Origin of the sequence: Enterobacter sp. YSU (genome assembly GCF_016082135.1) — a bacterium.
GTDB lineage: Bacteria > Pseudomonadota > Gammaproteobacteria > Enterobacterales > Enterobacteriaceae > Enterobacter > Enterobacter hormaechei_C.
The window spans coordinates 1,439,847-1,464,407 of sequence record NZ_CP059487.1 but is presented as its reverse complement, the minus strand read 5'-3'; the positions used below and the strand labels follow the sequence as shown (position 1 = coordinate 1,464,407).

Genomic DNA, 24,561 nt, shown 5'->3' with positions numbered 1-24,561 from the left:
GGTTACTTTAGCTTTTCCATCAACGCCTGGTGGACGTTAACCGGCAGGAAGTGGGTAACGTCCCCGTGATGGCGCGCCACCTCTTTCACCAGCGAAGAAGAGATGAAGGACCACTCTTTGGAGGGCATCAGGAATACGCTCTCCAGCTCCGGCATCAGATGGCGGTTCATGTGTGCCAGCTGCATCTCATATTCGAAGTCTGCTACCGCGCGAAGACCGCGGATCAGGATATTGGCCTGCCGGTCACGGGCAAAGTTTGCCATCAAGTCGCTGAATCCGACGACCTCAACATTCGACAGATGCGAAATCGCATCGGTGGCAAGCTGCACGCGTTCGTTCAGGTCGAACATCGGCTTTTTGCTCGGGCTGGCGGCAATGGCCAGAATCACCTTGTCGAACATACACGCCGCACGGGTGATGATATCAAGATGACCGTTAGTGATCGGATCGAAGGTACCCGGATAAATCGCTTTTGTGCTCATGGCTCACGTTTTCTCTGAGTAGCCGTGGTTCAGCGCCCACAGCTCGGTGTATTTGTTGAAAGTATACTGGGCATTCACTACGGCCAGTAACCAGCCCTGTTTGCCGTCCAGCACGCCGCCACGCAGCAGCAGCGTTTTCAGAAACGCGCCCAGCGTGTGGGTGAAGATGCCGGTCAGCGTGGCCTTCTTGCCGCGCGTATGCCGCTCCTGCGCCCAGGCGGTGGCATAGTTCAGCTGTTTACGCTGGAAGCTGGCGAAATCGCGGCAGGTCAGATGAAGCAGATCGCCCGTCAGGGGGATGACCTGAGCGCCATCGCAGGCCAGAGATTCATGGACCAGGTTGTCGTTGTACTGATAACGCTCGCGCGCATAGAGGCGCATCACGCGGTCGGGGTACCAGCCGCTGTGGCGCATAAAGCGGCCCAGGAAATAGTTACGACGCGCGATACTGTAGACCGCGCCGGGCTGTGGCGCGGCAAGCACCGTTTGAATGGCCTGTCGGAGTTCCGGGGTGACGCGCTCATCGGTATCGATCATCAACACGTAATCGCCCGTGGCGTAACCCTGCGCACGCTGGCGCTGAATACCGTAGCCCTGCCAGTCGGTGTCGGTAAAGACTTTTGCCCCGGCTGCACGGGCAACGTCCGCCGTATTGTCCGTACTTCCGGAGTCGAGAATGACGATTTCGTCAGCCCAGGCAACAGAGGCCAGGCAATCCGGAAGCAGGTCGGCGGCGTTTTTGGCGATCATCACGACCGACAGACGCGTTGACATTAGTGGCTCCGCTGCGGCAGGTAAGGTTGCAGAAGTTGCAGCAGACGGGTCAGTGCGCCCTGGTTCTGATGCAGGACTTCAACGGCGTGACGACCGTACCACAGGCGGTAATCTTCGTCAGTCAGAAGGGTTGAGACCTCTTTGACCACCGAATCCGCGTCGGTCACGGTGATTAAGCCATCGGCTTGCTGCAATTTCGCGCAGATATCTTTGAAGTTAAACGTGTGTGGCCCCATCAGTACGGGGATGGCGTGGGCTGCTGGCTCCAGCGGGTTATGACCACCGCGCTCCACCAGGCTTCCGCCAACGAAAGCAAGATCGGCGATCCCGTACAGCAGCATCAGTTCGCCCATCGTATCGCCAATCACCACCTGCGTGCTGCCAGAGGGGATTTCGCCGCTGCTGCGCAGGGTGAAGCTGAAACCGCCTTTTTGCACCATCTCGCGGGCATCTTTAAAACGCTCAGGATGGCGAGGAACCAGAATCAGCAGTAAATCAGGGAATTTTTCCAGCAGCTGGCGGTGAGCCTGAAGAATAATGGCTTCTTCGCCATCATGGGTGCTGGTGGCAATCCAGACCTGGCGACGCGGCGCCCACTGACGACGCAGTGTTACCGCACGGGCGGCGAGTTCAGGGGTGACGGAAATATCGAACTTCAGGCTACCCGTGACCGCAAGCTGGTTGCGCTTCAGGCCGAGGGCGATAAAGCGCGCGGCATCTTCTTCGTTCTGCGCGGCGATCAGCGTGATTTTGCTGAGCAGGCGACGCATAAATTTACCCAGCTTGCCGTACCCTTTCGCCGAGCGTTCTGACAGACGCGCGTTGGCGATAACCAAAGGAATTTTACGGGCATGCAGGGCGGAAATCATATTCGGCCACAGTTCGGTTTCCATGACGATCACCAGTTTAGGGCGCACGGTATTCAGGAAACGGTTCATGGCGCAGGGGAGATCGTACGGCAGGTAGACGTGATGCACGTCTTTACCGAAGGCAGACATCACGCGCTCTGAGCCGGTTGGCGTCATCGTGGTGACGGTGATGGGCAGTGACGGATAACGGTGGCGCAGGGCACGCACCAGTGGAATGGCGGCCAGCGTTTCCCCGACTGACACGGAATGCAGCAGAATACCGTCCGGCGCCACTTTATTGCGGCAGTAGCCATAACGTTCGGCCCAGCGTTTACGGTACGCAGGCGCTTTACGGCTACGAAGCAACAGTCGCAGCCACACCAGTGGCTGAATGATGTAGAGCAGGGCGGTATACAACAATTCCAAGCGATTATCCGTTTTTTTAGTTTCGGCCGGGAAATTCTAAGCATTTAAGCGTGCTAAAGCTATCTCTTATGCCAGATACCGTTTTAAACGGAAGTAGCGCCGGCCCAGGCGCCAGCGCAAACGCGGGCTTTTGGCACTTTTCCAGATGAGCTTCCAGATCCCGGTGTCGAAGAACTCTTTGATTATCATTGATTTCTTCGCCTCATCCTTCATGTTGTCGAAGGTATGAATAATTCCCAGACCCTCTTTAGCGATTTGCCAGTAACAGGCCGGGATATTTTTCACTTTATCCGGGTAGCGCTGGTTAATGGCATCAAGCATCTTCAGGATCTTCATGTAATGGCGCGCAGAGCGAATCAGCGTGTCGTCATTATCCGGGGTGTGCGATACCGAGGCGGAGTGAATGTAGTAGTCGTAAAAGCGTTCGCTGGTGTATTGAACGCGTTCCGCGGCAAGCAGCACCTCAGTCGTCCACGGGATATCCTGATGGCGCAGGCCTGGCTCGAAATGGAAGCCGTGCTGACGAATAAAATCGTGACGATAGATATTCAGCCAGGTCACATGCAGGAACTTACGTGAATCCAGCGCCTTTTTTAACCATGCCGCGCCATTCATGACGCCCGTTGAGGCGAGCTTATCTTCAGGGAAGATAGGGCGAGACGGTTTTTTGTTATTTTCCCAGACGTAGTTGCCATTGCAGGTGGCGACATCCAGATTCTGCGTGACGGCCATATCCAGCAGACGCTGGTACATGCCGGGTTTGAAGACATCATCAATATCCGGGAAAGAGAGATACTGCCCGGTCGCAACGGCCAGGCCAGTATTACGCGCGATGGACACGCCCTGATTAGGTTGTTCAATAACCTGCATCTGTGGCAGCTTTTCGCGCCATTTTTCGACAATCTGCATCGAGCGGTCAGTGGAGCCGTCATTCACGATGATGACTTCCATACTGTCGATGTGTTGATCTACAAGGCAGGTAAAGAACTGATCGAGAAAAGCTTCACCGTTATAAACGGCAACCACCACGCTTAATAAAGGCGCTGAATTTTGCATATGAAACCTGATTATTTTTGGTTGTCGACCAAAGCAATGTATTGCTGGCAAATGGCGTTGATACCGAACGATGCGATCGTTTCGCGATCAACAACCGGCGGAGAGGCATACAGTTCTGCCAGTGTTTTCGCCAGTGATTCGTCGGTTAACGCTGTCAGACCACGCGCCAGGGGGCCAGTAAGGATCTCAGCAGGGCCGCCAGGGCAGTTTGTACTCACCGGTGGGGTCTGACAGATAATGGACTCTACCAGTACATTACCAAAACCTTCGCAGTCGGAACTTAACACTAAAAGGCGTGCCCCTTTGATCCACGGGTAGGGGTTAGTTTCGAATGGGCGGAAGACGATCTTGTTTTCAATTCCCAGCTTAGCGGCAAGCTGTTTGAGCTGGTTTATTTTCGCGTCAGAACCTTTACCCATCAACACCAGCGATGCGTCGATCTTGCTCAGCGCGAACGCCCGCAGCAGCCGGTCGTGACGTTTGTGTTCATGAAAACGGCCAACGTGGATAATGTAATCCTGCCCCTGCATCTCAAAGGGCGCTTCCGCCAGACGCTGAATTTCAGGGATATCAAAGGGGTTATGGATAACCGCTTTGCGCCGCAGGGGGATCGCGAGTACCTCAGACAGATCGTGCAGCACGGCGCCGGATACCGCCACCACGTTGCGGTTTTCATAGGTATGACGAATTTTATAATGCTTAAACCAGCGAGAAAGCCCGCTGCGATGGCGCAAATAGGAAAAGGAGAACATCCCGTGTATGCAGAACCAGACCTTATCCCGATCCAGCACGCGGCTGTGCGCTACGATACGGTCGGTTTTATGCAGATGTGAGAAGACGACATCAAATTTACCGCTGCGTTCTGCCTGCTCGATGGCGCGATCCAGCAAACGGGCGCGACGCGGGATCTCGGTCAGCTTCCGCCAGGGTTTTTTACAGGTATCCTGCACAACCTGAAAATCGATACCTTCCGGAATGGCGTAGTCGCACACCTTCCGTAAGGAGAAAAGGGTGACCTGATGCCCCAGTTCTGTCAGTCCGCTGGAGAGGGTGAGAACCGTTTTTTCGGCTCCTCCACCGGGTAAACCATCAATAATCATTAGGATGCGCATTATTAATCCAGTAATTTTTGATAAAGCGAAATAAGCTGACTTGATAGTTTTTCAGGGGTTGCTTCTCTGACGCGTTCACGCGCCGCAAGCCCCATATTGTTATTTTTTTCCAGGGAAGGGATGGACATGACGGCCTCCTTCAATGTGTGGATATCAAGTGCATCACAGTAAAACCCGTTCTGGCCTTGATCAATAAATTCTGAACCACCGCAACTCTCTGACGTAATGACGGGCAATCCACAGGCCATTGCTTCAAGTATGACGTTAGGGAAAGGATCATACAGCGTCGGCAGCAGTAAACCATCAGAAAGCTGATAAAATGGCAGCGTCTCTTTTTGCATCCCCAGGAAACGGATTTGCCCCTCACAGCCTAATGAACGGGCGAGGTCGCGATAACGGCTTTCCGCTTTATCCTGACCGACCACAACCAGCCACGCCGAGGTTCCTGCTATAGCCCGAATAGCGCTTGCCAGCCCCTTGCGTTCAAACCCTGAACCCACGAAGCAGAAAATGACGGCATCAGCGGGTAAGCCAAATTGCTGACGCAGTACAGCGCGTTGCCTCTCTTCTGCCGGAACGAAGCGGCTGGAATCTATTGAATTATAAATCACATGTATCTTTTTTGCGTCAATATCAAAGCCTTCGACGATTTCGCGCTTGATCATCTCCGCATTACAGATAACGGCTTTCAACTCGGGAGCCTGGTACATTTCACGTTCTGCGTGCATCACGTAGCGGTGATAGCGATCGTGCATAAGCAGCTTCGCGCGCCAGGCGGGAAGAATACGCGTACGCTGTAGCAGCCAGCGTCGATGTACACCATCCCCGGCGCGGTAAATATCGCAGCCCGGAATACGTTCGTGGCTCTGGACAATATCAAACTGCTGTTGCTGCCACAGCGCGCGTGCGGCGTGTGCAAAGCCGCGCTCACGGCTGATGCGGCCCCACTTCCGGGGATCGCAAATATGAATATGCCAGTCGTCCTGCTTTTCGCCCTGCCACTCGCGGGTGATGACGTTGAGCTCAAGATTTTGATTGCTCAGCGCGGTAAGTGCCCTGGAGACAAAACGTTCTGCTCCCCCATCCGGACGATATTTTTGGCGCACAATGGCCAGACGATGAAGCTTCATTGCAGGTATCTCCTTGCGGCGGAGACGACAGCATCAACGGGGATGGCGTCGAGATAACGTTCCGTCGTTTTTGTATCAATGGCGTCAGGGTTGGGAAGCGGGCCGTAGTTACCTGCCCAGATGACCTCTCCGTTAACCTGCCATGGCGACCAGAACGTCAATTTTGACGGGCCAAACAGCGCCACGCAGGGCGTCTGAAGGGCGGCGGCCATGTGCATGGGTACGGAGTCAACGCCAATGAACAGGATCGCGTGATCGATTAGCGAGGCCAGCTGGCGCAGGGTTAACTGCCCTGCCAGCGATACAACACCCGTCTGCGGGGAGGCGGCAAGAATGCGGTCAATCATCGCCAGCTCTTTCTTATCCGGTCCCGCCGTGAGGACGATAGTGTGGCCGTCCTGTTGCAACGCGGCGATAGTTTGCGCCATTTTGCCTTCATCCCAGCACTTAAAGAACCAGCGTGAAGTGGGTTGAATAACGATGTAGCGGTCTCCCACGCCCTTTTGCGACAGCTTTTGGTGAGCATGGCGCCAGTCATCCGCGCTGTAAGCCATGGTCACGGTAGGGTTGGCCATTACCGGCAGCGCTGACAGTATGGAGAGATTTTGTTCAACGGTGTGCAGCGACTGATGGCTGGCGACCGAGACCAGTTCACTGTGACAAAAACGCCAGAAGGCACTATTGCGCTTGTTAAAAGCGAACCCGAGCCGAACCGGTGCACCGGTGAAGCGGGTAACAATCGCGCTGCGCCACTGATCGGCAAGATTGATCACCAGATGATAATGCTGAGCACGTAAAGCACGAAGCAACTGCCACTCTTTTTGCAGGTGCTTCAGCGTCCCCAGCTGCTTCCATTTACGATCGATACCATAGATCGTCCTGATTGCCGGATGCGCGGCGAGCATGTCTCGCGTCTCTTCATAGAGAAGCACGTCGATTTGGGCGTCAGGCCATTTCTGGCGTAATGAATTGATGACGGGGGTGGTGAGTAACATGTCACCATGATGGCGAAGTTTGATCAGTAAAATGCGCAAATCAGGCGTGTCAGGTAAGTTATTCATCATCATCTTATCGGCGTTGTACTATTGGCAATTCTAATAGACCTGGTAACGACTTGCACTCTTTCTCCATAATGTCAGGAATTTCCCTGGAAGGGTTTACTCCTGCTTTCGGGCGTGCGTAACATAGCGCTAACTATTTTGTCTTGCGGGCTCATTATGAAAAAACCAGCGTTTATCATCACGATCGATACCGAAGGGGATAATCTCTGGCAGAACCACCGGGTGATCAAAACGGAAAACGCGCGCTACCTGGCGCGGTTTCAGGCGCTTTGTGAACGCTTCGGCTTTAAGCCCGTCTGGCTGACCAACTACGAGATGGCAGTCGAACCGGTATTCATTGAGTTCGCGAAAGAGGTCATAGCCCGCGGCCAGGGTGAGGTGGGAATGCATCTCCATGCCTGGAATAGCCCTCCGGAGCACGATCTGACCGGGGATGACTGGCGCTGGCAGCCTTATCTGATTGAGTTTTCAGACGAGGTCATGCGTGAGAAAGTGCTCTTCATGACCCGCTTACTGGAAGAGACTTTCCAGACAAAAATGCTCAGCCATCGCGCCGGGCGCTGGGCATTCGACAGCCGTTACGCCCAGTTGCTGATTGAGCTGGGGTATCAGGTAGATTGTTCCGTTACGCCGCGCGTGAACTGGCGCAACGCGAAAGGTGCCCCGCAGGGTAATGGCGGAACGAATTACCAGCATTTTCCCGATCGTGCCTACTTTTTGGACGTAGACGACATTTCCCGGCCGGGAAACAGCCCTCTCCTCGAAGTGCCGATGAGCATCCAGTATAAACACCCGGCATGGCTGAATTCCCTGAAGCAGGGTTATGATCGTCTGCGCGGTAAATACCGTTCTCCGTCAGTTAACTGGTTACGTCCGTCCGGAGGAAATGCGGCGGAGATGATTAAGGTTGCGCAGCAGTGCCTGGCTCAGGGGAATGACTACGTGGAATTCATGCTGCATTCGTCGGAATTTATGCCTGGCGGGAGCCCTACTTTTAAAGACGAGGCCGCGATTGAGGGGCTGTATCAGGATCTGGAGCAGCTCTTTACCTGGTTATCAGATAAGACCGTGGGGATGACGCTGGCGGAGTTTTACCAGTACAAAAAATAGTTATGCCCGCCAGGCGGGCATATTTGTTATTGCTGTTTTGTTTGTGAGAAAGGTGTACTTAGCGCAAACAAAATCATAAAGAAGATTAAGGCTTCTGAACTGAGCAGTATGACATCTGTCAGTCCATATAAGAGCAAAAGAAGCATCGACGTCAGCAGCAGCGCGTTTCTGTTTCGTAGGGCATACACAATCATCGAAACGAAGAAAAAGAGCATTACCGCCACGCCGGGGATCCCCTGCAAAGAGTATTTCTCAATAAATTCATTATGCAGGTGGACTTTGATGTATTCGAGTGCACTGCCAAGGTGAGGATGGCCGTCTTTTATATACTGCCGTGTCCACGTTTCACGGTCTTCAAGTGATTGCCCCAACGGATGTGCAAGACCATTCGCGATCCCGACAGCCCACATCGAAAAACGTGCGCCAAGTGACGTGCGGTCATAGCCTTTCTGATAATTCTCAAATTCAATTTGGGTTTGCGTTATTTTCGGGGAAATTAACGGCTTGTAGCTCACGATGACAATCCCGGCCACAATACATAAAAAGATGAGAGTGGATTTGAGATGAATCTTTCTGAAATGATACAGCGTGAGCACAACCGCCAGAAGCAGATATAAACCCATCGCAGCGCGGGTCCCCGTCAACAGTATGACGAAGTAAGAGATTAATATAGTGAAGCCCGCAACAACATACAGCTTCACGTTCTGTTGAAGGTAAAGACTGTATACGAAAGCCAGTGACAGGACAGAATAAACATAGGCTGAAACGGTGGCACGGTTAATTGCCATCTCAACGCGAGTCATACCTTGCGAGGCCTGCCACAAGCCATACCCTGTGGCGAGCACAAACCCCAGGGCCGTTGCGAAGAAGAAGAATTTCCTGAAGGTATCCTTATCGATATAAAACTTAAAGCGGTCGATATAGAAAATCAGGACGCTCGCTAAAATTAACTTTTTGCTGGCATCGAGGTAGTCGCTGTAAAGGTTGAGGCCCTCGTTATGATACTCATAGAGTAAGTACCAGCCGAGGTTAAGTAACCCAATCAGCAGAATGGGCAGTGCTATAGTAAAAGGTCGCAGAGTGATTTTTTTATATTCGAAAGCCAGACCAATAATACTGACGTAAATAGCGATATAGAAAAATTCTCTTTGCTTCCCAGAACTGACTAAAGCCAGTATCAAGGAGATGAGGCTTAAAGCGATCGTCAGTTGATATAGCCGTGGTTTTATTTTTTCCATAACGCCTCAATAACCCTTTTTTTGTAGCTAAAACGAACATCGGTGGACAGGAAAAAAGACAATGTATACATGGTCTTTACGCGTTGTTTCACGAGCTGCAATTGTTGGTCTGTCAGACAGGACCGATGGTTGCTGTAAATATCAAACCAGTGGCAATTGACGAGATGTTTGTAGCGTGACGGAAATGTTCTTTCCATCTGTAACGTGCATTCGACAAGCGTTGAAATTTTGCTGGCGTCCAGACTGCTCGACAAACTGTCGCGACGCTTGATGTAATAATAATGCCCCTGGCGTTGATAGGCTATTTTGCTCGATTGCATCAACATTCCCGGGAAGACAGCGAAATCCTCATAACATAACATCGGAGGTATGGGATTTTTCTCGTAAAGACTACGATGAATAAACTGGCCAATGAGATGTGCCTGAAAGTCTTTATGACGTAAGAAACGAGCAATTGCTTCATGTTGTGACAATGGCACAGGATTAAATCCCTGCCAGTCTGAAGTCATTCTCCGGGGATCGCGAATCTCAAGCAAACGTGTCAGTAACATATCCGGACGTTGCGCTTTCAGGTAGGCCATTGCGTCCCTGAGGCTGCCAGGCTTTAAGCAATCGTCACTGTCGAGCATCGTAATATACTCACCCGATGCCAGTGCGACAGCGCTGTTTCTTACCCGGCCAACGTTACGAAAGTTCACGGTGCGCGTTATGATCTGAGGAAATTTCGGCGACCACTCTTCAATTATTGCCTGCGTGGCATCCTCAGAACTGTCATTGAAAATAATGACTTCAGTATCCTGATCGGTTGCTGACAGCAGGCTTGAAAGCGTGGCGTGCAGCGTAGCTTCAGCGTTATGCGCAGCAATAATGACGCTTAAAAAAGCCATAAAAATTAGTTTCCTTGAGCGTCGGTAGCGCTAGCCAGTGAGCGGGCTTTTGGTAATGTACGGATAAACTGCTGAAGATCGTGTAACGCGGAGTCAGTGACAGAGAATAGCGCTTCCCGCTCTTGCGGGAAGTAATAGCGCGTTTCAAACACATAAGAACAAATGTTATCGTCATTCCCGATCAGCATCACATTGCCAAGCGGACGCTGTTCATAGTGACAACACGGTCCAAACAGCAGGACCACCGGCACGCCGACGGCGTCTGCGATGTAGACATTCCCCGAGTCAGACGCGATATAGCAGTCCATCTTAGAAATGGCCCAGGGAAGCTCTTCCAGCGAAATTTTGCCAATAAGATTGATAAAATTGGGGATGTCACCGTAAAGACGGGTGATATCGTCCATCCACGACTGTTCGTTTGGCGCGCCGAAGACATAAAACTCGCAGGGTAAATCAGCGAGTTGATCAACAATCCGCTTCCAGATAACCGGAGGGACGGTTTTGGCTTTATTGCCCGCCGCAATACTGATGCCGATGCGGATAACGCCAGGTTTATCAAGAATGGCCGGCCAGGTCGTCGGCTTGAAGAGTGGCTTTGTGGCGTGCTTGGGAGAGTCTTGCCACGTGAGCGAGCGGTCGGCCAGTTTCAGGTAGTTCGTCACCGAAAGCGTTTTTTTGCCATGCTCAACGGTGCCGTCGGCTGCGAGATAGAAAATCCCGTGATACCACCTGCGCGTGTAAATGCTTAAAAATTGTTTGTTTTTGGCATTGCAGACGGCGGCAAAAAAGAGGTTCACGCTATTGGGCTGTAGCAGGTAGACGTTGTCGTAGCGGTTCATGATCCTGCACGCGAAGCACAGTTTACGCCACAGGTTGCGCTTATGCTGCTCAATAAAATAGATCTGCTCAATAGTCTCATCATGCTTCGCCAGCGCGCCAACGCTGCGACTGATCAACACATCGCTTTTTTGCAGATATGCCAGAAGAGGCGTCGCATTAATAAAGTCACCGATTTTGGCTGTCTGAATGACAAGGTTCTTGCCCGTGTCCTTTCGAAACAGCTTCCGGATGAGTTTCACCGGAAAGAGTAAAATCAGCAGAAATACATAACTCATGGGTTAAATATCCCTGTTGGAAAGCCGATGGCTGCCCTGTAAAAATGAAAAAATAGCATCTGCGCTAATATCCTTCGTTTGTTGCGTAGGGCTGACCATCTGATGCTGGTTTTTACCGTAACCCCCGATCAACCCCGGATCGGTCGGGCCGAAAATCGTGATATTAGGACGATCCAGTGCGGCGGTTAAATGGCTTAACCCTGTATCCACAGAAACGACGGCGTTAGCGCCCGCCAGCTGTGCGGCAACCTGCGCCAGCGTGAGTTTGGGTAACACCTCGACGTGGGAAAAACCTGCTGCCAGACGTTCCGCTCGCTGCCGCTCATGTTCAGCGCCCCACGGGAGTTTAATATGGATACCGCAAGGTTGCATTAGTTCAATCAGCCTTCTCCAGTGCGTTTCCGGCCAGTGCTTATCGTCGCGCGTTGTGGCATGCAGGAAGACCAGATAGGGCGCGCTATCCTTGTCCGTTTCGCGCAGAAAATGCTGTGCGATGGCGTAGTCACCCTGGAGGTCGGGTTTTGCATAGCCGAGACTCTTAGCGAACAGCTCACGGGTACGTTCCACGGCGTGCTGCTGCTTCGCAATATGGTGGCGACGGTTATAGAACAGGCTCGCCAGCGGTTCGCGGGCGGTTTGCCAGTCCATGCCGTGCTTTACGCCGTGCGCCAGACGCGTGACCAGCGCGGCGCTTTTCACCAGCCCCTGGGCGTCGACGATCGCGTCGTAACGCCGGGCCTGCACCGCTTCGCGGAAGGCTTTGCGTTCGGCTTTAATCTGTGCGGAGAACCACGCTTTGCGCCAGCGGCGAATGGCCACCGGGATCACGCGATCAACCGCTTCATGCCAGGTAGGGATCTGCGCGAAGCCTTCTTCCACCACCCAGTCAAAACGGATGCCGGGAATGGCCCGCATGGCGTCCGTCAGCGACGGCAGCGTATGCAGAACATCACCCATTGAGGAGGTTTTAACGATCAATACCCGCATCCGTTATCCTTCTTCGCTCAACAGCAGTGCGTTGAGTTCTTCGAGAACACGCTGTGGGGTAATGTCGATCAGGCTCTGATGGTAACCTTCTGCGGCATCGCCTTTGCGCACCTTGTGGTAGCCGGTGATCAAACGGATCACGCGCGCCTTGTGCGACAGCGGCGGCGTGAAGTCCGGGCTGCTTGGGCCATACAGCGCGACCAGCGGGCGGTCCAGCGCGGCGGCGACGTGCATCAGGCCAGAGTCGTTACTGACCACGGCCTTACAGGCGGCAATGAGGATAACCGCCTGCTCGAGTTGCGTTTCCCCGGCCAGGTTGCGGCACCATGCCTGTTGCTCGGTGCTCAGCGTGGCGAGAATTTCATTGCCCGCCTCATGATCTTTCGCCGAGCCAAACAGCACAATCTGATAGCCTTCATCGATAAGCTGTTTCGCCAGCTCTGCATAGTGATAGTGCGGCCAGCGTTTTGCCGGACCGAATTCTGCGCCAGGGCAAAACCCAATCATCGGGCGTTCGGACGAAATGCCAAATGCGTTGCAGGTGTGGGATTTCTCCCCATCGCTTACCTGGAGCTGCGGCCACAGCAGCGGCTGCGGCAGATCTTTCGCGCTGCGCATCACGCCTTTGTCGTAGGCCAGCGCCACGTAGCGCTCCACCATCAGCGGCCAGGCCTCTTTATCCAGCACCCGGGCGTCGTTCAGCAGGCCGTAGCGCATTTCACCGCGCCAGCCGGTACGGTGCGGGATGCCCGCAAAGAAGGGCACAAGGGCGGATTTGAAGGAGTTAGGCAGCACGTACGCGCGGTCATAGCGTTTCTCACGCAGGCTGTGGCCGAGTTTGCGGCGTTCACCGATTTCCAGCGCGCCGTGTCCGAGCGGCATCGGGATCGCCTCGTTCACTTCCGGCATACGCGATAACAGCGGACGGCACCATGCGGGTGCCATCACGTCGATTATCGCCTGGGGATAACGCGCCTTGAGCGTGCGATAGAGACTTTGCGACATCATCATGTCGCCCACCCATGACGGGCCGATCACCAGAATTTTCATGCTTATGCGTCGCGGTTCAGCCAGGCCATATATTCCGTTACGCCTTCGGCAACGGTCTTGAACGGCTTGTCGTAGCCTGCGGCGCGCAGGTTAGTCAGGTCCGCCTGGGTGAATGCCTGGTAGCGGCCTTTCAGCTTATCCGGGAACGGAATGTACTCGATGCTGCCTTTCTTATGGTACGCCAGCGTCGCGTCTGCCACCGCCTGGAAAGATTCCGCGCGGCCTGTGCCCAGGTTGAAAATGCCGGACACGCCATTTTCCAGGAACCACAGGTTTACTGCCGCCACATCGCCCACGTAGACGAAGTCACGCTTGAAGCCGTCGCTGCCTTCGAACAGTTTCGGGCTTTCGCCGTTATTTAATTGGGTGTTCAGGTGGAACGCCACGCTCGCCATGCTGCCTTTGTGGCCTTCGCGCGGCCCGTAGACGTTGAAGTAGCGGAAGCCGACAATCTGCGAGTTCGCTTCTGGCAGGATCTGACGTACGTACTCATCAAACAGGAACTTGGAGTAACCGTAAACGTTCAGCGGCTGCTCATATTCGCGGGATTCGATGAAATCTGAAGTGCGCCCACCGTAAGTTGCCGCGGAAGAGGCGTACAGGAACGGAATTTCACGCTCCAGGCAGTAGTGCAGGAGCTCTTTGGAGTACTGATAGTTGTTATCCATCATGTACTTGCCGTCCCACTCGGTGGTGGAGGAGCACGCACCTTCGTGGAAGATGGCTTCGATCTCGCCGAACTCTTCACCCGCCATAATCTGGATAAGGAAGTCTTCTTTATCCATGTAGTCAGCGATGTTCAGATCCACCAGGTTCACGAACTTGGTGCCGTCTTTCAGGTTGTCTACCACCAGAATGTCGGTGATGCCTTTGTCATTGAGGGCCTTAACAATATTGCTGCCGATAAAGCCCGCGCCGCCAGTAACGATGATCATAACTGTAACCTTTGAAGTATGAGTCGGGGAATATCCCGAACGCTAATCTCTTTATCATATCATCACAATGCTCAGGCTTCAGCCATTCACCGATATGCAGCAGGGGTACGCGTGATTTATGCTGCAAAAACGAGAAGAGATACTGCGTCATCTCGTCATGAACTATTGGTTTGGGTAATATGTGCCAAAATTTGCCGAGTCTGGAGAATTGCAATGCGTGGTGATTTTTACAAACAGTTAAACAGCGACCTCGACACCGCACGTGCGGAAGGGTTGTTCAAAGAAGAGCGTATTATCACGTCTGCCCAGCAGGCGGACATCACCGTTGCCGACGGCAGCCATGTGATCAACTTTTGCGCGAACAACTATTTAGGTCTTGCGAATCACCCTGAGCTAATTGCCGCGGCGAAAAACGGCATGGACACCCACGGTTTCGGTATGGCCTCCGTTCGCTTTATCTGCGGTACGCAGGACAGCCACAAGCAGCTTGAGCAAAAGCTGGCGAACTTCCTCGGAATGGAAGACGCGATTCTGTACTCCTCCTGCTTCGACGCCAACGGCGGTCTGTTTGAGACCTTGCTCGGCGCAGAAGACGCGATTATCTCCGACGCCCTGAACCACGCCTCCATCATCGACGGCGTACGCCTGTGCAAAGCGAAGCGTTTCCGCTACGCCAACAACGACATGGTGGAGCTGGAAGCGCGCCTGAAAGAGGCCCGTGAAGCGGGGGCTCGCCACGTCCTGATCGCCACCGACGGCGTGTTCTCCATGGACGGTGTGATCGCCAACCTGAAGGGCGTGTGCGATCTGGCGGATAAATACGACGCGCTGGTGATGGTGGATGACTCTCACGCGGTCGGTTTTGTCGGCGAAAACGGTCGTGGCTCCCACGAATACTGCGACGTAATGGGCCGCGTGGATATCATCACCGGTACGCTGGGCAAAGCGCTCGGCGGCGCGTCTGGCGGCTACACTGCCGCGCGTAAAGAGGTGGTCGAGTGGCTGCGCCAGCGCTCCCGCCCGTATTTGTTCTCCAACTCCCTGGCGCCGGCGATTGTGGCTGCCTCCATTAAAGTGCTGGAGATGGTGGAATCCGGGGCTGAGCTGCGCGACCGCCTGTGGGCTAACGCCCGCCTGTTCCGTGAAAAAATGAGTGCCGCAGGATTCACCCTGGCCGGTGCCGATCACGCGATCATTCCGGTGATGCTGGGCGACGCGGTTGTCGCGCAGAAATTTGCTCGTGAGCTTCAGAAAGAAGGGATTTACGTGACCGGGTTCTTCTTCCCGGTGGTACCAAAAGGTCAGGCGCGTATCCGCACCCAGATGTCTGCGGCGCACTCGCCTGAACAAATTGAACGTGCGGTGGAAGCCTTTACCCGCATCGGCAAACAGCTGGGCGTCATTGCCTGAGGACGTATGATGAAAGCGTTATCCAAACTGAAAGCGGAAGAAGGGATTTGGATGACCGACGTGCCGGAGCCGGAAGTCGGTCATAACGATCTGCTGATCAAAATTCGTAAAACCGCCATCTGCGGTACTGACGTTCACATCTACAACTGGGACCAGTGGTCGCAGAAAACCATTCCGGTACCGATGGTTGTCGGTCACGAATATGTCGGCGAAGTGGTGGGTATCGGCCAGGAAGTAAAAGGCTTCAACATTGGCGATCGCGTCTCCGGTGAAGGCCACATTACCTGCGGTCACTGCCGTAACTGTCGCGGTGGGCGTACCCACCTGTGCCGCAACACCGTCGGCGTGGGCGTGAACCGTCCGGGCTGCTTCGCGGAATACCTGGTGATCCCGGCGTTTAACGCGTTCAAAATCCCGGACAATATCTCTGACGATCTGGCCTCCATCTTCGACCCGTTCGGCAACGCGGTACACACGGCGCTCTCCTTCGACCTGGTGGGTGAAGACGTGCTGGTTTCCGGCGCGGGCCCCATCGGCATTATGGCGGCAGCCGTGGCGAAGCATGTGGGTGCGCGCAACGTGGTGATCACCGACGTGAACGAATACCGCCTGTCGCTGGCGCGCAAAATGGGCGTCACCCGCGCGGTGGATGTCTCGAAAGAGAGCCTGACCGATGTGATGGAAGAGCTGGGCATGACCGAAGGCTTTGACGTGGGTCTGGAGATGTCCGGCGCGCCACCGGCGTTCCGCACCATGCTCGACACCATGAACCACGGTGGCCGTATCGCGATGCTGGGTATTCCGCCGTCAGATATGTCCATTGACTGGAACAAAGTCATCTTCAAGGGGCTGTTCATTAAGGGCATCTATGGCCGTGAGATGTTCGAAACCTGGTACAAGATGGCCGCGCTGATCCAGTCCGGTCTGGATCTGTCCCCGATTATCACTCACCGTTTCTCCATCGATGAGTTCCAGCAGGGCTTTGACGCAATGCGGTCCGGCCAGTCAGGGAAAGTGATCCTGAGCTGGGATAAGTAATTAAAAAGGGGCCAGCGGCCCCTTTTTTACTGATTCTTTTTCTCTTCGTCCGTCAGGTAACGCACCTTGCGGGTGTAATCCTGGCCTTTGAACAGCAGTTTGTTATCCGGCGATTCCAGATACTTCTGCCATTCGGAAAGCGGGAAACCACCGTGCGCGCCAATCACCTCTTTCGGCACAACGGCTTCCTGACCGCCGATCTTCTTGGAGACCGGCCAGTTCATCCAGTCGTCCAGGTTAACCGTTTTTACATCCAGCATGTCCAGCAGCGCAGCGAGCGGCAGCTGATCGGTCGGCGGCTGCGTGTCGTCCATCAGCTCCCAGGTATCCTGGAACAGCGTCAGCCACAGCGGGCAGATACGGCGCCAGGTCTTTTTGGTGGCGGCAAGAAACGCGCCGTTAACGTGATCGACCAGATACGGACGCACCGTTTCTTTGTAATATGCCGGCACTTTCTCCGCTGGCGCGCCGTCCAGCTTGGCAATCATTTTGCCCTGACGGAAGCTGGAGTAGATGTGCATATCCGCCATGTTGATCTCTGGCATTTTAAGCAGGTTGAGATCGGAGTCGATCATCAGCACACCTTCACCGCGCGCCTGCAACGGAGCGTTAAGCTTCACCAGACGACTGAGGTAGATCTGCTTATAGCGGTAACCTTCTTCACGTTTTGGAAGCGTGAGGGTAACAACGCGGGTTTTTGGCGGCAGCTCGCCGAAAGCGGATTCAGGCTGATCGCTGACGATAACAATCTCGCTGACGTCGGTGGCATAACGCTCTGCAAAGGTCGCTGACAATAACGCCTCTTCGACGAAATCCGCGCCCGTACACGGGATCACAATGGAATCCACCGCAACGAGATCGCGCGTGACCGGAAGGGAAGCGTAAGGAATGTTATGACGCCCGGTAATGTGGCGGTAGCGAGCATTCAGGAATTTAAACATGTTCTTCTCGTTTGGTTATTGCGCGCCAAGAACGGCCTCGACACCGTTAACATAGCTTTCAATGGCATACATGTTGCAGACATTCTGGTGTGCGGCAGCGGCGAGCCGGGCGCGCAGAGCAGGATCCTGCCAGATATTATCCAGATGTTGAGCAAGTTGCGACACGTCGCTCCAGGGAAACAGCAGGCCGGTCGACTCATGATCGATCAATTCTGCCGTGCCGGTCACCTTTGAACCAATCACGGGAATATTCAGCAGCATCGCCTCCAGCACGACGCGCGGCAGGCCTTCGCTCTTCGAGGCCAGAATAAATGCGTCAAAGGTGGCGAGATAGTCAAAAGGCGTGTTCTGGAAACCGGTAAAAATGACGTGCTCAGCAATACCCAGCGCGTCAGCCTGTGCCGCCAGTGCGCCGCGCTCCGCCCCTTCACCGACCAGCACCATCTTCCATTTTGCCTGCGGGTGCCTCTGGCTGAACTGTGCCAGCGCCTCCAGCGTATGGTGGTTGGCTTTGCGAGGGATTAGCGAGCCAATGCTGCCGAACACAAACGTGTCGTCATCAATGTTCAGGCGCTGGCGCATCGCGCGTCGGTCGGGCAAAGGCTGGTGGATGTCGATAGCATTGTTGACCGTGGTACACAGCGCTGGCTGGACGCCATGCTGAAGCAACACGCGTTCAACGCCGTGCGAGACGGCGATAATTTTTGTGGCATGGGTATTCACCAGCTTCACCAGCGGCGGGGTCAGCACCGGTTCAATCCGGCAGTGCTGGATTATCCGCGCATGCAGGTTTGCGCCCGCCAGATACCCTTCTTCGTTAGAGCCTGGCTGGTTGTTCATATACAGCGTATCGAATCCACCTTCCCTGAAAATGGTCTCGATCTTGCTGACGTTGGGGCGAATGCGCCACAGGGTATCGATATGCCGCGTAAATGCTTTGCGCGCTGAACGCGAAAAAAACAGCAGACCACGTCCCGCTTCTTTCAGTAGTTTTGCCCATGCCGGTTGCTTACGTTGAGGGATAACGAGTAGCGGGATCCCAATGCTATTGAGCACCTGGCCAATCGTTTGACCTTCAGCACGACTATAATCACTGTAAAAACAACAGGTAATGTCGAATTTGTCGCGGTTGATTCGCTTCAGAAGCTCAAGCATACTGTTGGTACCTCCCCCCCATTCTTTGCCCGTGTCCAGGAGGAGGATTTTACGTTTTTGCGGCATGTCTGAATCCGTATGCTACCCTTCATCTGACCGCATTATAAAGAATTTACTGAAATAAAATAGATTTTTTGTATTTCTTTGTCTTTTTACAAGAAAACATTTTAAACGCGCTTATTTTAAAAGTGCGATTTAAGACTTTAATCGCCTCTTCTCAATTCGATAGTATGAGTGCAAAAATTTTATGTTGTTATTGAGAGAGTGAAAATATGTTTAAAATAACGGTCTGCTTATTAACGTTTAACTCCGAAAGAACGTTGCACGATGTTATTCCTCCTCTTTTAAAAATAGCAGATGAATTCGTTATAGTGGATTCCGGAAGTACAGACTCGACGATATATATTTGCCAGAGTTATGGATTGTCGCCCATATTCAAAAAATATAGCTGGCACGGCGAGCAGATGAACCATGCCGTATCCCATGCGCACAACGACTGGGTGCTGTGCATGGACAGTGACGAAATACTCGATCAAGAAACCGTTGATGCTATTTTAGAATTAAAAATGGGCGATGAACCCGAACTGGATATGGCGTGGCGGATATGTCGTCACTGGTTTGTTTTGGGAGAAAATGTCCGAACGATTTATCCCGTCTCATCACCGGATTATCCGGTGCGTCTTTTTAACCGTACGCAGTCGCGATTTAATAACCGGCCAGTAGACGATCAGGTTGAAGGTTTTCTCCGTTCTGAACGTATTCCAGGTTATGTCAGACATGATACGTTTCATTCGCTGCATGAACTTTTTAATAAATTAAACGGATATACCACTCGCCTGGTTCAATATCAGACGATACGTCCCTCTCTTGGTCGCGGCGCGATCAGCGCTATCGGCGCATTTTTCAAATGGTATCTGTTTAGTGGTGCCTGGCGTCAGGGAAAAGTGGGTGTGGTGACAGGGTTTTATGCCACGGCGTACAGTTTTTTGAAATATTTCAAGGCCTGGTATCAGGATCGGGAAAAGAAATAGTCCGTTGCAAAAGAGCAGTCGGACTCTTATCTGGCAGAATAGGCGTTAGCCGATCAGGCTTTTTTTCCCCAACCCTGCCACTGTTGCTGGACGTATTTAACCAGTGTACTGCTGCTGATGCTTTCGCCAATCACCGAGAAGAAGCGGGTTGCATAGACCGGTTCAGGCGGCTGTTTCAGCGTGCAGTTCTTCACGCCGCGGAATGGATTACGCGGCTGCGTTGCGGGTGGTTGCGCGCTACCCGGACGAGAAGTATCCACCTGAGGTTCATTGAGCAGATCGCTCGGACGCACCAGCGTAATATCGGCGGGTAAGCCCGGCAACATTTGCTGCAAAACGCGAACGGTAGACGGATGCGGATGCCCAATGGCAATCGCCGAACCGTTACGGCGCGCCAGCTGTACCGCGCGGTTAAACTGCACGCGGATATCCGCTTCGTTCTGGGAGTCGTCCAGGAATACTTTGCGCTTGATGACTTTCACACCCGTCCCCTGAGCGGCACGCATCGCCTGGCTGTTGCCGATGGTCATACTGTCGAGGAAATAGAGATTGTAACGCTCCAGCGCCTGCATCACTTTCAGCATACCGTACAGGCTGGAGGTCATTGCGCTTCCCATATGGTTATTCAGACCCACGGCATACGGCACTTTATTGTACGCATCGCGGATGATGCGATCGATCTCGTCGCTGCTCATGTCCGGGCGCAGGGTATCTTTTTCCAGCGGCTGCTTGCTGAGGGGGGCCATCGGCAGATGGATGAGGACCTGATGGCCGCCATTGTGCGCTTTGGTCGCCATTTCATGCGCGTGAGGCGCATTAGGCAGGACGGCGACAGAGATGGCTGGCGGCATCGCCAGCACCTGATTTTCATAGTGTGGTCGATAACCGAAGTCATCAATCACAATCGCGAGTTTGCCTGCATAAACCGGTGCAGCCAGCGCCAGTGCGCTGACTACGGAAACAACAATTCGACGAAATTGAAGCAAAACCTATCTTCCCAACCACGGCTGTGGATTGACCGCCTGACCCTGACGACGAATTTCGAAATAGAGTGACGGGCGGCCCTGACCGCCACTGCTGCCCACAAGGGCAATGGGTTGACCCGCGCGCACCTGGGTGCCAACGCTGACCAGCGCGCTCTGGTTGTAGCCGTAAAGACTCATATCGCCTTTACCGTGTTCAACCACCACCACGAGCCCATAACCCTGTAGCCAGTCGGCCAGGATCACGCGGCCATCGGCGATGGCTTTCACTTCGCTACCTTCAGACGCACCGATAACGATCCCCTTCCAACGTAGCTCACCCTGCAACTGTTCGCCATAGCGATGCAGGATCGTACCGCGAACGGGCCAGTAAGCCTGACCACGCGGGGAGCCGAGGCCGCCGGTACGCGACATCAGGGAACGTTCATTTTCAGTCGGTTTGTAGGTGGTGCCTTTCCGGGAGGCTTCCTGCTGCTTATTACGCACCGCCTGCGCTTCGCGCGCTTCTTTTTCGGCGCGCGCTTTGGCCGCGGCTTCTGCCCGGGCAATGCTGTTACGCAGTCTGGATTCGTTGGCGCGCATTTCGCTCAGCTGGCTTTGTCCTGCCTGGATAGAGGACTCCAGCCCGGCGAGCGTCTTCTTACGCTCATTGCGCGCCTGCTCAAGCTTCTCCTGCTGCGCCTGCTGATCGTAGAGCAGCGTTTGCTGCTGGCTCTGCTTCTCTTCCAGCTCGGCTTTTTGCGTGGTGACTTCTTCGCGCGTCTGTTTCAGCTGCGCAATGGTCTCCTGACGCGCCTGGTTTAGATAGCCGAAATAGGCCTGTAAACGCTGACCACGCTGGCTCTCTTCACCGCTGAGGATCAGCTGAAGGCCTGTGTGCTCACCCTGACGGAAAGCAGCATCAAGCTGTGCAGCAAGGTTCCGCTCCTGGGCATCGCGCTGACGCTCCAGTTTCGCAATCGACGCGTTCATTTCATCGATTTGCTTATTGAGCTGGGCAAGGGTGTTTTGTGTTTCACGCAGCTTACGCGCGGCGGCGGAAATGGCCTCTTCCTGCTTTTTAAGCTGGGCGAGCAGGGTGGCGCGCTGCTGCTGTTGCTGACGTACCGCACGCTCTTTGGCGGCGATATCGGCCTGAATGGATTTAAGCTGATCGCGGTCATCCGCGTGGGCGGATGCGGCGCACAGCAATACGCCAGCGCTGAGTGCGCTGGCGCAAAGCAGAGGTCTGACTGATAACCGAAGCGGCTTCACGACCCATGTGATTGAAAAAATCGCCTTTCCCCTCATGGGGAGCGATTATTCCACGATGAACAGCGGCTTGCCAGTCATCTCTTCAGGGATTTCCATACCCATCAGCGACAACATGGTTGGCGCGATGTCGGAAAGCTTGCCGCCTTCCACAGCTTTCACTGATTTATCACCTACATAAATCAGTGGAACAGGCAGGTTGGTATGGGCGGTATGCGCCTGACCGGTTGCCGGATCACGCATCTGTTCTGCGTTACCGTGGTCAGCAGTGATCAGCAGCTGGCCGCCCACGGATTCAACCGCTTTCGCGACCTGCTCAACGCAGTGGTCCAGCGCTTCAACAGCTTTAACGGCTGCTTCCATCACGCCGGTGTGGCCCACCATGTCGCCATTCGGATAGTTACAGATGATGGTGTCGTATTTACCGCTTTCGATCGCGGCCACCAGTTTTTCGGTCAGCTCCGCAGAGCTCATTTCTGGCTGGAGATCGTAAGTGGCGACTTTCGGCGAGTTAATCAGGATGCGGTCTTCGCCTTTAAACGGCTCTTCTACGCCGCCGTTAAAGAAGAAGGTCACGTGCGCATACTTCTCAGTTTCGGAGATGCGCAACTGCGTTTTATCGTTTTTCGCCATCCACTCGCCGAAGGTATTTTCCAGGAGAGCGGGTGGATACGCGCATGGGGCTTTGATATCCGCTGCATACTCGGTCAACTGGATGAAATCGATCTTCGCCACTTTCTTACGGGCGAAACCGTCGAAATCGCTGTTGACGAAGGCGCGGGTGATTTCGCGCGCGCGGTCAGCACGGAAGTTCATGAAGATCAGCGCATCGCCATCTTCCATGGCGGCATCGGCCTGGCCTTCAGCGCGGATCACGGTTGCCTTCACAAATTCGTCGTTTTCATCACGCGCGTAAGCTGCTTCCAGGCCTTCAACGGCGGTCGGGAACTGGAACTCGCCTTTTGCCAGGGTCAGCAGATCATAGGCTTGCTCAACGCGGTCCCAGCGGTTGTCACGGTCCATGGCATAGTAACGGCCAACGATGGACGCCACGCGGCCTTTGCCCAGTGCGGCAAATTTATCTTCAAACGCTTCAAGAGAACCTTTTGCGCTGCGTGGCGGCGTATCGCGACCATCCAGGAAGGCGTGCAGATAGATTTTTTCCGCACCGCGCTCGGCGGCCAGTTCTACCATCGCCATGATGTGATCTTCGTGGCTGTGAACGCCGCCCGCAGAGAGCAGACCCATAATGTGAACGGCCTTGCCTGCGGCAACGGCTTTATCAACCGCTCCGGTGAGCGTTGGGTTGGCAAAGAATGTACGTTCTTTGATTTCAACGTCCAGGCGCGTCAGGTCCTGATAAACGATACGGCCCGCACCCAGGTTAACGTGACCCACTTCAGAGTTGCCCATCTGACGATCTGGCAGACCCACTTCCAGGCCAGACGCATCAATCAGGGTGTGGGGACGTTTTGCCCATAGCGCATCCATAACCGGGGTTTTGGCGTTGAAAATGGCGTTATCCTGTTGATCTTCACGGTAGCCATAGCCATCCAGAATCACCAGTACCATAGGTTTTTTAGAAACCGACATTGCGACAACCTCATGCTCAAGAGACAAAAAATTTGCGTAATTTTACTACAGCTGAATCGATAAAATAGCCGCAGAAGATCAAAGAAAGCGCGGGGGCAATGCTGTTCTCAGGCCATTTTGAGGCTTTTTTTACGTGGCATGCCGCAGAAAATGGATTAGCTTTATGTCGCTGGCTGTATTTGCCACAGCGCACAGGTATACTCCTGTCCTGGTTTTTTTAATCACTTAGTCGGGAGTTGTTACCCCCCATGCAAGAAATTATGCAATTCGTTAGCCGCCACCCGGTTCTGAGCATCGCGTGGATTGGCCTGCTGGTCGCTGTACTGTTCACCACATTTAAGGGACTGACGTCTAAAATTAAGGTGATCACCCGCGGTGAAGCGACACGTCTGATCAACAAAGAGGACGCCGTGGTTGTCGATCTGCGTCAGCGCGACGATTTCCGCAAGGGCCACATCGCAGGTGCTATCAACCTGCTGCCAGCGGAAATTAAAGCGAACAACATTGGTGAGCTGGAGAAGCATAAAGCCCAGCCGATTATTGTTGTTGACGGCACTGGCATGCAGGCGCAGGAATCTGCCAGCGCACTGCATAAAGCAGGCTTTGAAAACGTAACGGTGCTGAAAGAAGGCATCTCCGGCTGGAGCGGGGAGAATCTTCCTTTAGTGCGCGGTAAATAAGGAGTTAAGTGATGGCCAATATTGAGATCTACACCAAAGCAACGTGCCCGTTCTGCCACCGAGCGAAAGCGCTGCTGTCCAGCAAAGGCGTAACGTTCAAGGAACTGCCGATCGATGGTGACGCGATTAAACGCGAAGAGATGATCCAACGCAGTGGTCGCACAACGGTTCCACAGATTTTTATTGATGCGCAGCACATTGGCGGCTGTGATGACTTGTATGCGCTCGACGCTCGTGGCGGACTCGATCCGCTGCTGAGCTAGAGACT

The 24,561-nt window shown here is 53.9% G+C and carries 24 protein-coding genes; 6 read left to right on the top strand and 18 right to left on the bottom strand.

What is annotated here, in order from left to right; genetic code table 11:
• Positions 1-2: 2 nt before the first annotated feature.
• From coaD to rfaQ, 7 genes are all read right to left on the bottom strand, one after another.
• Entirely contained in the window at positions 3-482 is a 480-nt protein-coding gene (coaD, locus tag H2Z33_RS07095) for a pantetheine-phosphate adenylyltransferase (RefSeq protein WP_015570040.1), read from the bottom strand.
• A 3-nt stretch (positions 483-485) separates the two neighbouring features.
• Entirely contained in the window at positions 486-1,256 is a 771-nt protein-coding gene (locus H2Z33_RS07090; RefSeq protein WP_032668867.1) for a glycosyltransferase family 2 protein, read from the bottom strand.
• The gene (gene waaA, locus H2Z33_RS07085; protein ID WP_003860874.1) at positions 1,256-2,530 is read right to left on the bottom strand and encodes a lipid IV(A) 3-deoxy-D-manno-octulosonic acid transferase; all 1,275 of its coding nucleotides are present in this window, start codon (positions 2,528-2,530) and stop codon (positions 1,256-1,258) included. The genes H2Z33_RS07090 and waaA overlap by 1 nt, the downstream gene beginning before the upstream one ends.
• Positions 2,531-2,596: 66 nt before the next feature.
• A complete protein-coding gene (locus H2Z33_RS07080) occupies positions 2,597-3,586 on the bottom strand; it encodes a glycosyltransferase (protein ID WP_063135314.1) in 990 nt (329 codons plus the stop codon).
• A gap of 11 nt (positions 3,587-3,597) precedes the next feature.
• Positions 3,598-4,698, bottom strand: coding sequence for a glycosyltransferase (locus H2Z33_RS07075; protein ID WP_062933122.1), 1,101 nt, complete (start codon positions 4,696-4,698; stop codon positions 3,598-3,600).
• A gap of 2 nt (positions 4,699-4,700) precedes the next feature.
• Complete coding sequence (locus H2Z33_RS07070; RefSeq protein WP_063135313.1) at positions 4,701-5,828, bottom strand: glycosyltransferase family 4 protein; 1,128 nt, start codon at positions 5,826-5,828, stop codon at positions 4,701-4,703.
• Positions 5,825-6,895 (bottom strand): putative lipopolysaccharide heptosyltransferase III, encoded by a 1,071-nt coding sequence (rfaQ, locus tag H2Z33_RS07065; protein ID WP_074133810.1) that lies wholly within the window; start codon positions 6,893-6,895, stop codon positions 5,825-5,827. Before rfaQ ends, H2Z33_RS07070 begins: the two co-directional genes overlap by 4 nt.
• Before the next feature lie 150 nt (positions 6,896-7,045).
• Between rfaQ and H2Z33_RS07060 the strand changes: the two genes are divergently transcribed.
• Positions 7,046-7,999, top strand: a complete 954-nt coding sequence (locus H2Z33_RS07060; protein ID WP_023302886.1) for a polysaccharide deacetylase family protein — start codon at positions 7,046-7,048, stop codon at positions 7,997-7,999.
• 26 nt (positions 8,000-8,025) lie between these two features.
• Here the strand turns inward: H2Z33_RS07060 and H2Z33_RS07055 are convergent, their stop codons facing one another.
• Genes H2Z33_RS07055 through rfaD form a run of 6 tightly spaced genes read right to left on the bottom strand, consistent with a single transcriptional unit; the run spans position 8,026 to position 14,211 of the window.
• Positions 8,026-9,237, bottom strand: coding sequence for an O-antigen ligase family protein (locus H2Z33_RS07055; protein ID WP_063135312.1), 1,212 nt, complete (start codon positions 9,235-9,237; stop codon positions 8,026-8,028).
• Positions 9,225-10,124, bottom strand: coding sequence for a glycosyltransferase family 2 protein (locus H2Z33_RS07050; RefSeq protein ID WP_047364928.1), 900 nt, complete (start codon positions 10,122-10,124; stop codon positions 9,225-9,227). Before H2Z33_RS07050 ends, H2Z33_RS07055 begins: the two co-directional genes overlap by 13 nt.
• 5 nt (positions 10,125-10,129) lie before the next feature.
• Positions 10,130-11,239 carry a glycosyltransferase family 9 protein gene (locus H2Z33_RS07045; RefSeq protein ID WP_017693958.1) on the bottom strand — a complete coding sequence of 370 codons (1,110 nt, stop codon included), beginning with the start codon at positions 11,237-11,239 and terminating at the stop codon, positions 10,130-10,132.
• A gap of 3 nt (positions 11,240-11,242) precedes the next feature.
• Positions 11,243-12,226, bottom strand: coding sequence for a lipopolysaccharide heptosyltransferase RfaC (rfaC, locus tag H2Z33_RS07040; RefSeq protein WP_032652135.1), 984 nt, complete (start codon positions 12,224-12,226; stop codon positions 11,243-11,245).
• Positions 12,227-12,229: 3 nt separating this feature from the next.
• Positions 12,230-13,276: an ADP-heptose--LPS heptosyltransferase RfaF gene (gene rfaF, locus H2Z33_RS07035; RefSeq protein ID WP_015570031.1), complete on the bottom strand. Its 1,047-nt coding sequence runs from the start codon at positions 13,274-13,276 to the stop codon at positions 12,230-12,232.
• A gap of 2 nt (positions 13,277-13,278) precedes the next feature.
• Positions 13,279-14,211 (bottom strand): ADP-glyceromanno-heptose 6-epimerase, encoded by a 933-nt coding sequence (rfaD, locus tag H2Z33_RS07030; protein ID WP_003860858.1) that lies wholly within the window; start codon positions 14,209-14,211, stop codon positions 13,279-13,281.
• Between the two features lie 213 nt (positions 14,212-14,424).
• Here rfaD and kbl point away from each other — a divergent pair, with 213 nt between their 5' ends.
• Together kbl and tdh are read left to right on the top strand one after the other, a co-directional pair.
• The gene (gene kbl / locus H2Z33_RS07025) at positions 14,425-15,621 is read left to right on the top strand and encodes a glycine C-acetyltransferase (RefSeq protein ID WP_015570030.1); all 1,197 of its coding nucleotides are present in this window, start codon (positions 14,425-14,427) and stop codon (positions 15,619-15,621) included.
• A 9-nt stretch (positions 15,622-15,630) separates the two neighbouring features.
• Positions 15,631-16,659, top strand: coding sequence for an L-threonine 3-dehydrogenase (tdh, locus tag H2Z33_RS07020; protein WP_017383610.1), 1,029 nt, complete (start codon positions 15,631-15,633; stop codon positions 16,657-16,659).
• Positions 16,660-16,685: 26 nt separating this feature from the next.
• Here tdh and H2Z33_RS07015 read toward each other — a convergent pair whose 3' ends face one another.
• Both H2Z33_RS07015 and H2Z33_RS07010 read right to left on the bottom strand, forming a co-directional pair.
• Positions 16,686-17,600 carry a hypothetical protein gene (locus tag H2Z33_RS07015; protein ID WP_198091829.1) on the bottom strand — a complete coding sequence of 305 codons (915 nt, stop codon included), beginning with the start codon at positions 17,598-17,600 and terminating at the stop codon, positions 16,686-16,688.
• 15 nt (positions 17,601-17,615) lie between these two features.
• The gene (locus H2Z33_RS07010) at positions 17,616-18,821 is read right to left on the bottom strand and encodes a glycosyltransferase (protein ID WP_063135311.1); all 1,206 of its coding nucleotides are present in this window, start codon (positions 18,819-18,821) and stop codon (positions 17,616-17,618) included.
• A 206-nt stretch (positions 18,822-19,027) separates the two neighbouring features.
• Between H2Z33_RS07010 and H2Z33_RS07005 the strand changes: the two genes are divergently transcribed.
• A complete protein-coding gene (locus tag H2Z33_RS07005) occupies positions 19,028-19,786 on the top strand; it encodes a glycosyltransferase family 2 protein (RefSeq protein WP_063135310.1) in 759 nt (252 codons plus the stop codon).
• A gap of 53 nt (positions 19,787-19,839) precedes the next feature.
• Here the strand turns inward: H2Z33_RS07005 and H2Z33_RS07000 are convergent, their stop codons facing one another.
• Genes H2Z33_RS07000 through gpmM form a run of 3 tightly spaced genes read right to left on the bottom strand, consistent with a single transcriptional unit; the run spans position 19,840 to position 23,613 of the window.
• Positions 19,840-20,772 (bottom strand): divergent polysaccharide deacetylase family protein, encoded by a 933-nt coding sequence (locus tag H2Z33_RS07000; protein ID WP_017693955.1) that lies wholly within the window; start codon positions 20,770-20,772, stop codon positions 19,840-19,842.
• A 3-nt stretch (positions 20,773-20,775) separates the two neighbouring features.
• Entirely contained in the window at positions 20,776-22,035 is a 1,260-nt protein-coding gene (gene envC, locus H2Z33_RS06995; RefSeq protein WP_026094345.1) for a murein hydrolase activator EnvC, read from the bottom strand.
• A gap of 33 nt (positions 22,036-22,068) precedes the next feature.
• Entirely contained in the window at positions 22,069-23,613 is a 1,545-nt protein-coding gene (gpmM, locus tag H2Z33_RS06990; RefSeq protein ID WP_063135308.1) for a 2,3-bisphosphoglycerate-independent phosphoglycerate mutase, read from the bottom strand.
• A gap of 248 nt (positions 23,614-23,861) precedes the next feature.
• On the opposite strand from gpmM, the gene H2Z33_RS06985 reads away from it, so the two are divergent.
• A complete protein-coding gene (locus H2Z33_RS06985) occupies positions 23,862-24,293 on the top strand; it encodes a rhodanese-like domain-containing protein (RefSeq protein ID WP_017383604.1) in 432 nt (143 codons plus the stop codon).
• A gap of 11 nt (positions 24,294-24,304) precedes the next feature.
• A complete protein-coding gene (gene grxC, locus H2Z33_RS06980; RefSeq protein ID WP_003860837.1) occupies positions 24,305-24,556 on the top strand; it encodes a glutaredoxin 3 in 252 nt (83 codons plus the stop codon).
• Positions 24,557-24,561 lie beyond the last annotated feature (5 nt).

Excerpts from the sequence above, each read along its gene's own strand:
- coaD (WP_015570040.1), bottom strand. The coding sequence starts at position 482 with ATGAGCACAAAAGCGATTTATCCGGGTACCTTCGATCCGATCACTAAC.
- H2Z33_RS07090 (WP_032668867.1), bottom strand. The coding sequence starts at position 1,256 with ATGTCAACGCGTCTGTCGGTCGTGATGATCGCCAAAAACGCCGCCGAC.
- H2Z33_RS07080 (WP_063135314.1), bottom strand. The coding sequence starts at position 3,586 with ATGCAAAATTCAGCGCCTTTATTAAGCGTGGTGGTTGCCGTTTATAAC.
- H2Z33_RS07075 (WP_062933122.1), bottom strand. The coding sequence starts at position 4,698 with ATGCGCATCCTAATGATTATTGATGGTTTACCCGGTGGAGGAGCCGAA.
- H2Z33_RS07070 (WP_063135313.1), bottom strand. The coding sequence starts at position 5,828 with ATGAAGCTTCATCGTCTGGCCATTGTGCGCCAAAAATATCGTCCGGAT.
- rfaQ (WP_074133810.1), bottom strand. The coding sequence starts at position 6,895 with ATGATGATGAATAACTTACCTGACACGCCTGATTTGCGCATTTTACTG.
- H2Z33_RS07060 (WP_023302886.1), top strand. The coding sequence starts at position 7,046 with ATGAAAAAACCAGCGTTTATCATCACGATCGATACCGAAGGGGATAAT.
- H2Z33_RS07055 (WP_063135312.1), bottom strand. The coding sequence starts at position 9,237 with ATGGAAAAAATAAAACCACGGCTATATCAACTGACGATCGCTTTAAGC.
- H2Z33_RS07050 (WP_047364928.1), bottom strand. The coding sequence starts at position 10,124 with ATGGCTTTTTTAAGCGTCATTATTGCTGCGCATAACGCTGAAGCTACG.
- H2Z33_RS07045 (WP_017693958.1), bottom strand. The coding sequence starts at position 11,239 with ATGAGTTATGTATTTCTGCTGATTTTACTCTTTCCGGTGAAACTCATC.
- rfaC (WP_032652135.1), bottom strand. The coding sequence starts at position 12,226 with ATGCGGGTATTGATCGTTAAAACCTCCTCAATGGGTGATGTTCTGCAT.
- rfaF (WP_015570031.1), bottom strand. The coding sequence starts at position 13,276 with ATGAAAATTCTGGTGATCGGCCCGTCATGGGTGGGCGACATGATGATG.
- rfaD (WP_003860858.1), bottom strand. The coding sequence starts at position 14,211 with ATGATCATCGTTACTGGCGGCGCGGGCTTTATCGGCAGCAATATTGTT.
- kbl (WP_015570030.1), top strand. The coding sequence starts at position 14,425 with ATGCGTGGTGATTTTTACAAACAGTTAAACAGCGACCTCGACACCGCA.
- tdh (WP_017383610.1), top strand. The coding sequence starts at position 15,631 with ATGAAAGCGTTATCCAAACTGAAAGCGGAAGAAGGGATTTGGATGACC.
- H2Z33_RS07015 (WP_198091829.1), bottom strand. The coding sequence starts at position 17,600 with ATGTTTAAATTCCTGAATGCTCGCTACCGCCACATTACCGGGCGTCAT.
- H2Z33_RS07010 (WP_063135311.1), bottom strand. The coding sequence starts at position 18,821 with ATGCCGCAAAAACGTAAAATCCTCCTCCTGGACACGGGCAAAGAATGG.
- H2Z33_RS07005 (WP_063135310.1), top strand. The coding sequence starts at position 19,028 with ATGTTTAAAATAACGGTCTGCTTATTAACGTTTAACTCCGAAAGAACG.
- gpmM (WP_063135308.1), bottom strand. The coding sequence starts at position 23,613 with ATGTCGGTTTCTAAAAAACCTATGGTACTGGTGATTCTGGATGGCTAT.
- H2Z33_RS06985 (WP_017383604.1), top strand. The coding sequence starts at position 23,862 with ATGCAAGAAATTATGCAATTCGTTAGCCGCCACCCGGTTCTGAGCATC.
- grxC (WP_003860837.1), top strand. The coding sequence starts at position 24,305 with ATGGCCAATATTGAGATCTACACCAAAGCAACGTGCCCGTTCTGCCAC.